The following is a 14,277-nucleotide window of genomic DNA, read 5'->3' as shown; positions in this document are numbered from 1 at the left end:
TTAGCCTGTTTTTTTTCACTAAAATAGAGAGACCAATACTATGCTATTTTTACTAGGGACAAAACACTTTTATTATAGTATTCCGTTACTTCTATGTCACGGGCAATTTTAAATTCTATACGTTCTAATCCATTATTTTATTATGGCATTTATATAAAAAAGCGTGGCATTATAGAGGATTGTCAATAGATAATCAAAAACCTACTTTATACTAATAAATAGATTAAAGACATTTATGATAAAAATAAGGCTTTTTTACAAATTATCTGATTTTATCAATTTTCCCTTACCTTATAATTGAGCTAAAAAATAAACGAATTCAGAGAGACACTCATAATAAACGACTAAAATGAATTAAGTCAGCAATTCAAGAAATCCTTGTTTCTATGAAAATGAAATGCTTTTCCCTCTATTGCACAACAAACATCAGGGAAGGCTTATAATACGCCATATCGCTTTGTCTTCTTATCCCAACACAAACACACCAATATGCCTGTGATTCGCTTAGAAAATATTTGCAAAACCTATAGTTATTATGAACATGGCGTTGACCGCCTACTCGAAATTCTGACTAAACGTCGTCATCATGAAGAATTTATTGCATTACATCCCTTAAATTTGCATATAGAAAATGGGCAAGTGATTGGGATTATTGGCAATAATGGCGCGGGAAAAAGTACCTTATTAAAAATCATTGCAGGCACATTAAAACCTGATAATGGACTTTGCGAAGTGACGGGGCGAGTCTCAGCACTCTTAGAACTCGGTGGCGGTTTCCATCCTGACATGACAGGACGCGAAAACGTCTATTTAAACGGCACAATGATGGGGCTAACGATTCCAGAAATTGACCAGATTTATCAAACTATTGTCGAATTTGCAGGCATTCAAGAATTCATGGATCATCCTGTAAAAACTTACTCATCAGGCATGTTTGTGCGCCTTGCTTTTGCCGTTGCGACCTGTGTTGAACCAGATATCTTAATCGTTGATGAAGCCCTTTCCGTTGGTGATGGCGCGTTTGCGCGTAAATCATTCAATCGAATTATGCAATTTAAACAAGCAGGTAAAACAATTTTATTCTGCTCACACTCCATGTACCAAATTGAAGCCATTTGTGACCGCGTTATCTGGTTAGAACACGGACAAATTAAAATGGATGGCGTTCCCAGTAGCGTTGTTAGTGCTTACACCGAATCTTTATCACAAAATACCAACGCACAACTACAAGCAAACACAACCCCTGTGGAAAATACGCCCGTTGTCGCTAGTTCTCAAATTGTAGAAGGAACAGCGAAAATTAAAGAGGTCAGCGTGACAGTTGACGGCATGACCGATAAAAAACTCGATGTCTTCAGCTTACGCAGTGAACTTTGTATCACGGTTAAATTTAGCTCTGATATTAGTTTACCCTCACCAACCGTCGGCATTTTAATCATCAACGCGGATGGGCGTTTTATTACCAGTGCAGGCACACAGCACGATGGGCTACCCATTCAACGCGATAGTAACGGCATCGCTACCGTGCGCGTCACCTTCCCCAAACTCGCCTTATTAAAAGGCGAATATTGGGTCGATATTTTCCTACTCTGCGAAAATGCCATTCATGTCTATGACCACGCCAGCACTGTCGCTACGCTCAACGTTCGCCAAAAAGGCTTAGAACAAGGCGTTGTCAGCCTACCACGCCAATGGGCGCAGATTTAAAACGCTGTCAGGACTGGCAGTCCTGTGAGGACTACCAGTCCTAATCCTTCTTAACCGTTACGGACTGACATCAAACATCCGTTGCAACGCTAATTTCGCTTGCTCGGTTTCACTCGGCGCGACTTTAATTTGATTCACTACCCGCCCCGCGACTAAATTTTCTAACGTCCACAATAAATGCTGTGGGTCAGTGCGGAACATCGTAGAACACATGCACACCGTCGGCGACATAAAATGTACATTAATCCCCAAAGGCTTACACTCATGCGCGAGACGATTGACGAGATTTAACTCTGTACCGACTAACCAACGAGAACCCGCAGGCGAGGCTTTCACGGTTTTAATAATGTATTCCGTAGAACCGACTTCATCCGACTTTTGACAGACTTCGAACATCGATTCAGGGTGTGAAATTACTTTCGTTTCAGGATATTTCGCTAAAAAATTATCAATATGTTGCGGTTGAAACATTTGATGTACAGAACAAAAACCTTTCCACAAAATCATTTTTGCCTGTTTAATTTGCTCAGGGGTCAAACCGCCACGTGGTTGATTAAAATCCCACACAACCATCTGTTCTAATGGGATACCCATCTTATAGCCCGTATTGCGTCCTAAATGCTGGTCAGGGAAAAACAGAATTTTCTCTTTTTGCTGAAACGACCACTCTAAAACCTGCCGTGCATTGCTAGAGGTACAAACAATGCCCCCATGCCGACCGCAAAAGGCTTTTAAATCCGCTGCCGAATTAATATAAGTCACGGGCGTAACGGCTGACTCTACATCGATATAACGCGCTAATTCCTGCCAAGCCCGCTCAACCATTGCCAAGTTCGCCATATCCGCCATCGAACAACCCGCTGCTAAATCAGGCAATATCGAAATCTGTTCAGGACGGCTCATAATGTCCGCCACTTCCGCCATAAAATGCACGCCACAAAACACAATATATCGCGCTTTAGACTGCGCGGCTTGTTTAGATAACTTTAAGGAATCTCCAGAAAAATCGGCATATTTAAATACCTCTTCCCGCTGATAATGATGTCCTAAAATTACTAAGTTATCGCCTAAAGTTGCTTTCGCCGCTCGAATACGCTCATCACATTCCGCATCACTTAATGCGACATAACGGTCAATTTCAATTGCAGGAGTACCCATAATCATTCGCCTCATAAGTTAGTTGTGTTTTGCAACTTACTAGCACCTGCCAATCCCTTTAAGAGATAGTTTAAATAACAATCGCTTAAGATTTCACCACACACAACCGATTTAAATTAAACGAGGTGTTTCTAGGTATTCCCACTGTTTCTGTGGAAATAAACAGGTGATAGTTTTGTTTTACAACTTACATGGTAGTGGCTATTACGGTTTTAATCAATGGGAACAGGGCGATTTTTTCAGCAATATGACAAAAATGACGCTTGCGATAATTTTTTTCATCGCAAGACCAATTTCACACCCATTCCCGCCACTGCAACCCATATTCAGGCTGACGTGGCGCGAATAAAAAATGTAAAACCCGCCGTAAACCCTGCCCTGTCGATTTTGAAGACGCATGAAGTAATAACGGACGCATTAACAAAACTGTACCCTGTTCAGCAGGGCATAACACAGGCTCAGGTAAGGTCTGGCGATGTGTTGCAAGTGATTGTAAAGGAATCCGTCCTTGCGTATGCGAGCGTGGAATAACCCGCAATGCACCATCTGCCACAGTGCAAGGGTCAAGATGTACACGAACCGCTAATAATTGCGCCAATAACTCACAAGGAGCTTGCACAAAAAGCCGTCCTTCTTTTTCTGACCACCCTTGTAATGCAAGATGTGAACTCCGTTTGACAACAGGAACGCTTAAATCTTGATGAAACGCAATTAACCAATTACGGGCAAGTGATTTTTCAAAATAAGTACATTGTATTGCGACGGCACCCGAATCAATTAATTGTTTTTCCTTCAGATATTCCCTTAACTGTTGTACCATATCGGCACACCATGCGAAAGAGAGCAAGGAGCGCGTCCCTGCGGAAGTCGCTTGTATGGCAGGAATCTGCGCCAACAGTTCTGTGCAAGTTTGTGCAGAAAAAATTTGCGGGATAAGTGCAAAGCCTTCATTGGTTAGGGTGGTTTTTAACATAGTTTTTATTTTTTAAGATAAATCCTAAGGATTTATCTTAAATTTAAAGGTAAATCTTGTCAACTACCTAATAAATAATAATAGAACTATTGACACTGTAAAAATTATTTACATATAATGTCCTAAGGACATTATATGTAAATAATTAACAAATGAACGCTAAGCATAATAACATAAAAGAAAAAATAATCTACTGGATATTAAATGAATATCCTTTCTCTGTAATAACAAAAGCGCGTCTTTATGAGCAAATTTATTCTTTTACTCCTGAAAAAATAAATTACGCGGATGTTGTAAATAAATTACTAAATATCGGTATCTTGCATGAAAGAGGTGAACCAGAAAAACATATTTACTATCTAATAGCAGGTAAACCAACATACAGTACAAAAGAAATTATTTGCTGCTTATATCCTTATGGATATCTTTCATATATTAGTGCAATGGAATGGTATGAATTGACAGATAAAATTCCTAGAGAAATTATATTTACCGTTTGTAATCAAAAAATATGGCGTGACAATGCGCTGAGAGACATAAAAACACGTTTACCAAATGACACGACAATCCCTTCAAATTTCATCCCTAAATATCCACTTACAAAAACCCAGATAATCAATCAAGAGCAAGTGATTATAGCGCATGAGTCAAACATTATTGAGCCTGTCCAAATAAAGAACACGCCTATCCGAGTTAGTTCAATCGGTAAAACATTTATCGATATGCTAAGAAAACCTGAATTATGTGGCGGGGAGGAACATGTTTTAGAGGTTTATTTAGAACATGGAAAAAAATATGCAAAACAAATTATTACCGCGCTAAAAAATCCACAAAACAAAAAAATTGATATTGCGCGAGTGGGTTTTGTATTAGACAAAATGCTTGGGGTACAACATGAACAGATAACAACATGGCAAAAAGAGGCGAAAAATGAACGCGGTAGCTCTAAAAAATTGAGCCACCTACATGAATTTTCTCCAATTTATGACGAAGATTGGTCTTTATCCATCAATGTAGAATTTGCTCAGCGTTATGTATCTAACACATCAAAATATTGAACAATGGGTTTCATCATCTCCGCAAGCACAATTACCATTTAGGCAAGCTATTCATATTATTTTAAAAGCTATCTCCAATACAGAAACATTACGTCCTTTTATGATTATGAAAGGAGGAATGTTGTTAGGGATTTTCTATCAAAATGACCGCTATACAAAAGATATAGATTTTTCTACAGGGCAAAAATTAGCGGATATTGATGTAGCAACTTTTTTACAAACCTTTAATGATGCAATGGATATTGCTGAAACTGAAGTGAATTATGGCATGAAATGCAAATGTCAATCTCATGAGATAAAGCCAAACGCTATAGGAACATTTCCAACCATTGTGATAAAAATTGGTTATGCGTATAAAAATGGGATGAACTTAAAACAATTAGAGAAACCCTTTTCTACCATTATACAAATTGATTACAGCTTAAATGAACCTTGTTATAACATTGATTCTATTTATATAGATAGTGAAACAACCATACAAGTATATGCACTCATAGATGTTATTGCGGAAAAGTTTCGTTCTGTTTTACAACAAAAAATTAGAAAAAGAAATCGAGAACAAGATATTTATGATTTAAATTTTTTAATTGATAATTTTCAAGACGTTTATACTGATATGAAGTATAAAATACTCGACACTTTACATAAAAAAAGTATTGGTAAAAATTTAGAGCCGTTACTGCATCAAAATGGAATGCGTGACCCTGAAGTTAAACGGCGTTCTGGTGAGAGATATCAAGACTTAACCACAACAGTTGAATCTCTCCCAGCCTTTGAACCAACATATGAGAAAGTCACTCAATTTTTTGAATCTTTGCCTTGGGACAAATTTAACCAACAAACGAATAAATCGCTGATTAAATAAATCTATCAGTCCCATCAGACAAAATATTGAGATTATTATTACTCCCCCACAAATACCCCAGCCACTGCTGACTTAAATATTCCTGTACCGTATTTTGTTGTAAACGGGCGGTTAAATTATCAATATCAATCCATTCTAAGGGTTGTTCTTGCCACGAGCAGGCGAAAACGGCTTTCGTACGTTGTCCTGTCGTTGGGTCTATTTGCCATTGTAAACACTGTGCACAAACGCCTTTCAGCATACATTGCATTGTGCTGTACACCGCACCTGTAAAAGTCGTATTCGGCGCGAAATAATCATGTAATTCACCACAGCGGGCATTTTGTATGCTGTGCAATAAATCCGCACCACCTAAAACTAAAACGCGATTAACAGTTGATAATAATGGATTTTCTCCCGCTTGTGCGTAGTGGCGTAAAGCGTCTAATAATGTGCCTATCACTTGTTTATCTGTTGCACGACAGCGAGGCAATGGGGTTGATGTTGTCGTTACCCAGATAAGCCTATCGCTAGCGGTTTCCAGTTCTGTTTGACAAGCAATGTCATTGGCATCTGTCACAGCAACCAAGCAAATGACTCGATTCCCCGCTTGGCGTAAGGCTTGCCCAACAGCGCAGGCGTTGACAATTCCCGCTTGTTCCGCAAGCAGTAAGACAGTTTCATTCCCTGTCCCAATATGAGTACGCACACCTGTTGGTCCCATGACTGCAAGGGCTTGTCCGACGGGCGTTTGTGCAATTAAACGTGAGCTTGTGCCTGTTTCTTCAATTAAAAACGTGATTTCGCCTTTATCCGCATCAACTGTTAAGGCAAATAAGGCGAGGGCTTCGCTGTGTAAACGAACTCCTGCGATAACAGGGGCGAGGCTTTCGTAATTTTGGACGCGGAAAAATTGCCCCGCACGGTAACGACGCGCAGCCAGTGGCGCGTGAACGGTGAGCGCGACCGCGTGCGGGCTACGGCGTTGTGTTTTAACAACATAGCTGTGTAATTGGGTTTGTAAGTGGGTGCGGAAAGTTTGGTAAGCCTGTTCGTCGCCTTTATCGTGAACACGTTCGGCAAAATTAGCGACGATGTGCGGGTAAATTTTTTGAGCGGAGGCAATGGCTTTTACAACGCTACCATGAAAAACGGGATGTGTGTCACCGACTAAAGACACGCGGTGTCCGTCGGTTTGGTAGGAAGTAAACGCGCCAAACTCTGCAGTTTTACAATGGCTCGGTTGTGAGTTGGCAACTTGGAAACCTTGCGTATTTTGCTGATATAAGCGGTATTGAAAGCCATCACGTTCTAAACTGCCTTGATGTTCAAACGCATAGGCAACATTGGGACGTGCGCCTGTCGCAATAAATGCAGCGCGAGCGGGCAGGGTGAGGCGTTCGCCATTGCGTTGAAAATGTAGGGCTTTAAGATGTCCCGCTGTGTCTAATTCTGCGTCGATAGGCTCGGCATTTTCTAAATAAAAAATGCCCTCAGCTAAGGCTTTGTCTAATTCTTCGTGATTGCGAATATAGGCGGGAGAGTCTTGCAAACGGCGACGATAGGCAATCGTTACACCACCCCATTGGTGCAGTAAATCGCGTAAATTTGGGGCAGTATTTTCCGCTTGAGCGCGGGCTTTTTCAGCACGAACAGCACGGGCATGACTTAAAAATTCGTCTAAAATGGCTAAGTCAGTCGTTTTTAAGCCTTGACGTAGTTCATTTTCCCCTAACTGCGTGCTTAATATTTCATAACGACTTAATATTTTTTCAATTTGTAATAAATAATAGGCTTGTACTTCGGTTGCCGTATCCGCGCCCGTCAATCCACCCCCAATAACAACAGCGGGGAGACGAATTTGTAAATTCGCTAAACTATCGCGTTTTCCTGCGCCTGTCAGTTGTAATGCCATTAAAAAATCATTGGCTTGACGCATTCCAACCGCGAGACTATTAGGAATATTCAAGGCTTGCGGTAATCCTGCACCGACGGCGATAGCCAAATGGTCAAAACCCAATGCCCACGCCTCTTCTATCGTCAATGTGCCCCCAAATCGCACGCTACCAAACACTTGATAATGTGAACGACGCGACAGTGATAAATAAATTAATTTTAAAAAGTTTTTATCCCAACGCACGGTTATTCCATATTCGGCGACACCGCCAAAACCGAGCATAATCCGTTCTGCAAGTGGTTCTTGTAACTGCGCATAATCACGAATGGGCTGCGTTAAATACTCAGTCGGTAACGGCTCGATTTTTAAACCATCCACGCCAACAACGGCAAAGCCTTCCATTAATAAATGATGCGCAAGGGTAAAGCCCGCTGGGCCTTGTCCTGCAATCAGCACTTTTAAACCATTGTAATTACGTGGTAAATATTGTTTTTGGCGTAAAGGATTCCAACGGGTGAGTAAATCGTAAATTTCCACACCATAAGGCAGGGCTAATACATCGGTTAAAATGCGGGTTTCAATTTGGGGAATATCGACGGGGTCTTGTTTTTGATAAATACAGCCTTTCATGCAATCGTTACAAATCCGATGCCCTGTTGCAGGACAGAAAGGGTTATCAACCATCAACATTGCAAGTGCGCCGATAGTTTGCCCTTCACGCTTTAGCGTGTGCATTTCGGAAATTTTTTCCCCTAAAGGACAGCCTGTTAAGGTCACGCCCAGCGGGTCAATTTTTAATAACGGCTCGCCTTTTTTCTCAGGAAACCCTTTAGAACAAAAATCGCCATCATGGTCATGACAATACACGCAATAATCAACTTCGCTTTGCACCGCTCGCGCTGAGTAACGTGCATCGGTTAAATTAAAGCCTTCGCGTGGATGTTGTTTTGCACTGCTTAAACAAGAAACACCTTGATGTTGAATCGGAATTGTTTGAATTAATTGGGCATGATTGCGTTGTTGCGGTAATTGAAAACTCACCCAGTTTTTAACAAAATTCTGTCCTTCAGGCTCGCGTAATCCGTGCAAACACCACCGCGTTAATTGCTCAATTTCTGCTTGATATAAAACAGTATCGCTTAAATAACGCTGTCCTAACTGTGCTGTTGCTAATTCAATATCTAACGAATTTAATTGATATTTCTCAATCTCATCTTTTAACCAAGCCTGCAAGGTAGAAAACGCGGGCAAAGGCTCTGCTTTACTTAACCGCCGTCGCGCCCGTCGTTGTACAAACCATTTTTTAAAGGCAAAAACAGGTTGATGGCTTAAAGTCGCCTGATTAGCCCCATTTAATGCGGTTTCAATCCCAAATAAACGCGCGAGAAAATTTTCCAAATACGGTGCGCAGGCTAACAATAATGTACTGATTTCTATCGGTGTAAAAAGGCGACTGGCTTGGCGATAGGCTAATAAATCCGCTTTTAAATCAGGTTGCTGAATTGCCAACTCATCTAAAAATTGCTGGTCAAAACGGTAAAGGGTTTCTAAACGGAATAAATCCGCAAATTGAAAACCATGAAAAGAATGAGTCACAGACATAATTAATTACGCAACGATGAAGAGGAGAGAGTGAAACAACTATTAATAACCTGAATTAAGCATTCTATCGCAAGCTATCAAGCACCTATCGGGTGTTTTTTGACAAGACAGATGATAATGATTATCATTTGCTGTAAAGTAACATCATTGAATTGAGCCTAAAATATCATGAAAATACAAACGGTAAGCGGTCTAATTGGCATTTTTATCGGATTCATCTTACCGTCTGTGAATGCGAGTGATGCCATCATTGTCTATTCTGCCCGCATGGCACACCTGATAAAACCCTTATTTGATGCCTACACCCAAAAAACAGGCGTTGCCGTTAAATTTATCAGTGCTAAAGAAGAAGAATTACTTGACCGTCTCGTTATAGAAGGCGAAAACACCCCCGCCGACTTACTCTTAACGGTTGATGTGGGCAATTTATGGCTAGCAACAGAAAAAGACGTATTACGCCCAATAGACTCCGCCCTCTTAGACAAAAATATTCCCCCACATTTACGCGACCCTGAAAAGCGTTGGGTAGGTTTATCCGTGCGAGCACGCCCCATTATGTACAACACAGAAACCATTAAGCCTGAAAACTTAAAAGATTACGCTGATTTAGCCGACCCCAAATGGCACGGCAAACTTTGCTTGCGTACCGCAAAAAAAGTTTATAATCAATCGCTTGTTGCCATGTTTATCGCCCGTTACGGCGAAGCACAAACCCGCAATTTGCTCACAGGTTGGGTCAATAATCTTGCTCTTCCCGTTTTAGCCAGTGACACACAGGTCATTGAATCAATTGCAAATAGGCAATGTGAAATCGGCATAGCCAACACCTACTATTTAGGACGATTACAACACGATAATCCACAATTACCCGTTGCGATTCATTGGCATGACGGGGTACACATCAATATATCAGGCGCGGGTGTCACGAAATATGCCAAACATCCTGAACTCGCAACCCAATTATTAGAATGGTTATCCAGCGAAGAAGCCCAAGACCAATTTGCTGAATTGAATTTCGAATATCCTGCTAATCCACAAGTAAAACTCTCTCATATTGTTGAAAAATGGGGCAAGTTTAATGCAGAAACCTTACATGTTTCAGAAGCAGGACGACTCCAAGCCCAAGCCACACGCCTAATGGAAGAAGTGGGTTATCACTAACAAAACAAAAGCGTTACAAAGGAGGGTAATCACTTCATTTAGGAGTTATTCATCATGTTAAAACGTTATCTTGCTATTCGCCTGACATTACAAGGGCTTACTTTTATTGTTATCACCTTATTACTGCTGACATTTTTACAACTGGCTAACTCTGTCGATGCAGAACAGCATCAATATTACCGTTTTCAACTCAACCAATTTAAAACAACGCATGCCCAACTCAATCAAAAGATAATCGAGTATCGTTATGAATTATTAGCTTTTCGGGATGATTTTGATAAGGTATTAAATACATTACAGCAACTCCACACAGAATTAATGCAACGTCCTCAATTTATCGATGATATTGCACAAGTTGCCATACAAGAAAAATTGACGCAACAAACCGATTTATTGCTTGAAAAACAAAGTTTAATTGTGGATTTTCGTATTCAAAGTAAACAATTAAAAACGGCACTGAATTATTTAGAAGTCTTAAATTCACAAATGGCAGGCGCGAGTTTTCAACAAAATGAATGGTTTTTAGAGTCCACCTTAAATGAACTATTAACCAAAATTGCTTTATTTAATACCGCTAAAGATGCTGAATTAGCACAAAATTTATCCGCAGTTGTAGAAAACGCAACCGCATTTAAAGAAGATTATGAAAAGTCTATTAATCGTCGCTTAATGGATGAAGTGATTAATAATGTCCAAATTATCTTAAAAACTAAGCCATTAGTTGATAAAATTACCGCACAATTATTGGCATTACCGATAATTATTAACTTAGAAAAGATAGAAAATTTATACGACAATGCTTATCAATCTGCCTTAAGCCAAGCTAATACTTATCGCGTTACTGCCTATTTACTTTCCTTATTCCTCCTTGCATGGATTGCATGGTTATTTATTAATCATCTCTATAAAATTAAAAATGCGCTAAAACAAGCTAATATTGAAATTAATTCGCTTAATCAGCAATTAGCAAAAGAAAATGTCCGTTTAAGTGCAGAATTAGATATTACCCGCCAATTACAACAAATGATTTTACCAAAAGCGCATGAACTAGCGGCGATTGAAGATTTAGAAATTGCAGGCTTTATGCAACCTGCGGAAGAAGTTGGGGGAGATTATTATGATGTTATTCAACATCATAATCGGATAAAAATTGGAATTGGTGATGTAACAGGACATGGCTTAGAAAGTGGTGTTTTAATGCTGATGGTACAAACAGCCGTGCATACGCTCTTAATTCATAACGAAAAAGACCCCGTTAAATTTTTAGGAACGTTAAATAAAACCATTTATAACAATGTCCAGCGGATGAATTGTGATAAAAACCTGACGTTATCGATTATTGATTATTATGACGGTCAATTGTATTTAAGTGGGCAACATGAGGATGTGATTATTATCCGTGCTGGCGGAAAAATTGAACGGATTAGCACAACCGATTTAGGCTTTCCGATTGGTTTAAGCGAAGATATTACGGATTTTATTGCGCAAACTCAGATTACGTTAAACCCGAATGATATTGTGGTGTTATATACAGATGGGATTACAGAAGCATTGAATCCGCAGAAAAAACAATATGGGATTAAACGTTTATGTGAAGTCGCTAGTTGTTTCTGGGAATGTTCCGCCGAAATTATCCGCCAAAATATTATTAAGGATGTTGAAAAGCATTTAGGCGGATTAAAGCAAATGGATGATATTACTTTGATTATCATGAAAAAAAGAGATTTGTTAGCGACTTATCCGCCTTTGTGTGCCAGTGAAAGTTTTGCGTAAACAGTAAAGTGTATCGAGACAGCTTCATACACTTTACTGCATAATGAGCTTTTATATTATCTTATTGTTTATTTGCTGTTTTATATCTTCACTGGTTTGTGTATAAAACCGATACGTCCCTTTTCCGCTTCGTTTAGCGGAGTACATGGCGTTATCAGCTTGTTTAACAATATTTTCTATGTCGTAGTTGTGTCCATCGAAGAAGGTAATGCCAATGCTAACCCCGATACTGGCTTCTTGTTCTTTGTAAATATAGGGTTTGGTGAGGTTTGCAAGAATTTTCTCGGCAATCGTCACCGCGTCTTGTTCTCGCATTACTTGTTCAGCAATCACAGTAAATTCATCTCCGCCTAAACGACAGGAAACATCACGGTCACGTAGGCAATTTTTTAAGCGTTTCGCGGCTTCTTGTAGAATGTAGTCGCCAAATTCATGCCCTAAGGTATCATTGACTTTTTTAAATCCGTCTAAATCAAAGTAGAGGAGTACGCCTGTTTTTCCGCTAGAACGGGCTTTTGCCATGACTTGTTTTAAACGGGCTTGGAATAGACGACGGTTGGCAAGTCCTGTTAAGGGGTCATAATGGGCGAGTTGGAGTAGTTCTTCTTCGACTTGTTTGCGTTCAGTAATATCAATCATTGTGCCTTCGTAGTAGAGTACACGCCCGTCATTGGCTTGCACTAAACGGCTATTTTCTGAAATCCACATAATATCCCCATCATGGCGATAAACTTCTGATTCAAAGTTATAAACGGCTTTCGTTTCTTGTAATTGTTGATGAAATTCTGCGCGTCGTTCTGCGTTGATGTATATCACTTCGATATCGGGTACTTTTTCCATCATTTCTTCAGGGCTGGCATAGCCATACATTTGTGCAAGGGCAGGATTGGCTTCTAATATTTTGCCTTCTGGGGTAGTTTGGTAAATGCCTTCTATCGCGTTAATAAATATCGCTTGGTACTTTTCCATGCTTTGCCGCAGACTTTCGGTGCGAGCGAGCACTTTTTGTTCTAGTCGGTTGTTCGCGTCTTGTAGTGCGGCTTGGCTGGCGAGGAGTTGTGTTTCTAGTACGCTGCGTTGATTGACAACTGCCATCAGAATCAGGGTTGAGATGCAAATCACGCCAATAAAGGCTTGTAAAATAAGTAGGGAGTAATCTAAGGAGTGATAAGTAAAAGGCCCCGATTGGGAAAGGGTTGCTAAGATAGCGATGGTACTCATCACGACGATAACAAATAAGGTTTCGCGTTGTCCAAAGCGAAAAACTGCCCATAATGGAAAGGGCATTAATAAAAAAGTGAGTGGATACGCGCTGATACTGGGGTCTATCGAATGCCCAAAGACTAACCAAACAACTAGCGATAAACTTGTAAACAATAGAATAATTTCTGTCCGTTTATGGCTATACCAAGCGCGTTTTTGTTCGGTGTATCCTGTAATAATAAAGGGGGCTATGACGAGAATACCGACTAAGTCGGCTAATCCCCATGTCCACCATACTTGTAAAGGTGTTGTGGCATGAATTGTGTTAAACAATAAACGAAGACTAATGCCTAAACTAGCACTTAATAAGCTGATGAGTAAGGCACTACCGCAAAAAATGCCAACGTGAGCAGGACGGCTGAATAGGCTTTGTGGTTGACGCAAGAGATAACGGACTAGCCAAACGCCAATTAATAACGATAGGGTATTACTACTTGCCGTTAATAATTCTAGCCATGATAAGGGTTTCATTAAAAAAATGTGTTCGAACATTTCCCCGATAAAAATCGCAAATCCAAAGCGATACCCCCAAAGAAATAAGGCAGCATAGCCAATACCTGCCGCTGCCCAAATGGGTGTTACCCAACTTTCTATTGTCACAACCTCCAACGCTAATGCGCCAAATAGATAATAAGATAGGCTTACTAGGCAAAAATTAACAACGGCTTGTAAACGAGTTTGTGGCAAAAATGACAGTGATTCTAATGAATGAGATGCATCTGACGAATGGGTTGTATAAGACATAGCACGAGTTCCTACCCAAAATAATAAAAATAAAATAAATCACAGCGGGTCGAGCTGTTTTTCTAACTAATATTCTGTTATTAGGTACTTCTTAATA

9 protein-coding genes are annotated in these 14,277 nt (G+C 40.0%); 5 read left to right on the top strand and 4 right to left on the bottom strand.

Features of this window, described 5'->3' with window-relative positions:
• The first annotated feature begins 489 nt into the window (after window positions 1–489).
• Complete coding sequence (locus BEGALDRAFT_RS11350; RefSeq protein WP_002690104.1) at window positions 490–1,707, top strand: ABC transporter ATP-binding protein; 1,218 nt, start codon at window positions 490–492, stop codon at window positions 1,705–1,707.
• Window positions 1,708–1,764: 57 nt separating this feature from the next.
• Here BEGALDRAFT_RS11350 and nadA read toward each other — a convergent pair whose 3' ends face one another.
• The gene (gene nadA, locus BEGALDRAFT_RS11345) at window positions 1,765–2,865 is read right to left on the bottom strand and encodes a quinolinate synthase NadA (protein WP_002690102.1); all 1,101 of its coding nucleotides are present in this window, start codon (window positions 2,863–2,865) and stop codon (window positions 1,765–1,767) included.
• A gap of 295 nt (window positions 2,866–3,160) precedes the next feature.
• Complete coding sequence (locus BEGALDRAFT_RS11340) at window positions 3,161–3,838, bottom strand: phytanoyl-CoA dioxygenase family protein (RefSeq protein ID WP_002690100.1); 678 nt, start codon at window positions 3,836–3,838, stop codon at window positions 3,161–3,163.
• A 152-nt stretch (window positions 3,839–3,990) separates the two neighbouring features.
• Here BEGALDRAFT_RS11340 and BEGALDRAFT_RS11335 point away from each other — a divergent pair, with 152 nt between their 5' ends.
• Together BEGALDRAFT_RS11335 and BEGALDRAFT_RS11330 are read left to right on the top strand one after the other, a co-directional pair.
• Window positions 3,991–4,896 (top strand): type IV toxin-antitoxin system AbiEi family antitoxin domain-containing protein, encoded by a 906-nt coding sequence (locus BEGALDRAFT_RS11335; protein ID WP_002690099.1) that lies wholly within the window; start codon window positions 3,991–3,993, stop codon window positions 4,894–4,896.
• Window positions 4,871–5,761, top strand: coding sequence for a nucleotidyl transferase AbiEii/AbiGii toxin family protein (locus tag BEGALDRAFT_RS11330; protein ID WP_002690098.1), 891 nt, complete (start codon window positions 4,871–4,873; stop codon window positions 5,759–5,761). Before BEGALDRAFT_RS11335 ends, BEGALDRAFT_RS11330 begins: the two co-directional genes overlap by 26 nt.
• Here BEGALDRAFT_RS11330 and BEGALDRAFT_RS11325 read toward each other — a convergent pair.
• A complete protein-coding gene (locus BEGALDRAFT_RS11325) occupies window positions 5,754–9,239 on the bottom strand; it encodes an FAD-dependent oxidoreductase (protein WP_002690096.1) in 3,486 nt (1,161 codons plus the stop codon). The two genes, BEGALDRAFT_RS11330 and BEGALDRAFT_RS11325, sit on opposite strands and share 8 nt — an antisense overlap.
• Before the next feature lie 168 nt (window positions 9,240–9,407).
• Between BEGALDRAFT_RS11325 and BEGALDRAFT_RS11320 the strand changes: the two genes are divergently transcribed.
• On the top strand, window positions 9,408–10,400 hold the full coding sequence (locus BEGALDRAFT_RS11320) for a Fe(3+) ABC transporter substrate-binding protein (protein WP_002690094.1): 993 nt from the start codon (window positions 9,408–9,410) through the stop codon (window positions 10,398–10,400).
• Window positions 10,401–10,454: 54 nt separating this feature from the next.
• Window positions 10,455–12,173 carry a PP2C family protein-serine/threonine phosphatase gene (locus BEGALDRAFT_RS18305; protein ID WP_002690092.1) on the top strand — a complete coding sequence of 573 codons (1,719 nt, stop codon included), beginning with the start codon at window positions 10,455–10,457 and terminating at the stop codon, window positions 12,171–12,173.
• Between the two features lie 51 nt (window positions 12,174–12,224).
• Here the strand turns inward: BEGALDRAFT_RS18305 and BEGALDRAFT_RS18300 are convergent, their stop codons facing one another.
• Window positions 12,225–14,180 carry a diguanylate cyclase domain-containing protein gene (locus tag BEGALDRAFT_RS18300; RefSeq protein WP_002690090.1) on the bottom strand — a complete coding sequence of 652 codons (1,956 nt, stop codon included), beginning with the start codon at window positions 14,178–14,180 and terminating at the stop codon, window positions 12,225–12,227.
• Window positions 14,181–14,277: the final 97 nt, after the last annotated feature.

The organism is Beggiatoa alba B18LD, assembly GCF_000245015.1.
GTDB lineage: Bacteria > Pseudomonadota > Gammaproteobacteria > Beggiatoales > Beggiatoaceae > Beggiatoa > Beggiatoa alba.
This window is presented reverse-complemented; position numbering and strand designations above follow the sequence as displayed.

Coding starts and splice junctions, on each gene's coding strand:
- BEGALDRAFT_RS11350 (WP_002690104.1), top strand. CDS start 490: ATGCCTGTGATTCGCTTAGAAAATATTTGCAAAACCTATAGTTATTAT.
- nadA (WP_002690102.1), bottom strand. CDS start 2,865: ATGGGTACTCCTGCAATTGAAATTGACCGTTATGTCGCATTAAGTGAT.
- BEGALDRAFT_RS11340 (WP_002690100.1), bottom strand. CDS start 3,838: ATGTTAAAAACCACCCTAACCAATGAAGGCTTTGCACTTATCCCGCAA.
- BEGALDRAFT_RS11335 (WP_002690099.1), top strand. CDS start 3,991: ATGAACGCTAAGCATAATAACATAAAAGAAAAAATAATCTACTGGATA.
- BEGALDRAFT_RS11330 (WP_002690098.1), top strand. CDS start 4,871: ATGTATCTAACACATCAAAATATTGAACAATGGGTTTCATCATCTCCG.
- BEGALDRAFT_RS11325 (WP_002690096.1), bottom strand. CDS start 9,239: ATGTCTGTGACTCATTCTTTTCATGGTTTTCAATTTGCGGATTTATTC.
- BEGALDRAFT_RS11320 (WP_002690094.1), top strand. CDS start 9,408: ATGAAAATACAAACGGTAAGCGGTCTAATTGGCATTTTTATCGGATTC.
- BEGALDRAFT_RS18305 (WP_002690092.1), top strand. CDS start 10,455: ATGTTAAAACGTTATCTTGCTATTCGCCTGACATTACAAGGGCTTACT.
- BEGALDRAFT_RS18300 (WP_002690090.1), bottom strand. CDS start 14,180: ATGTCTTATACAACCCATTCGTCAGATGCATCTCATTCATTAGAATCA.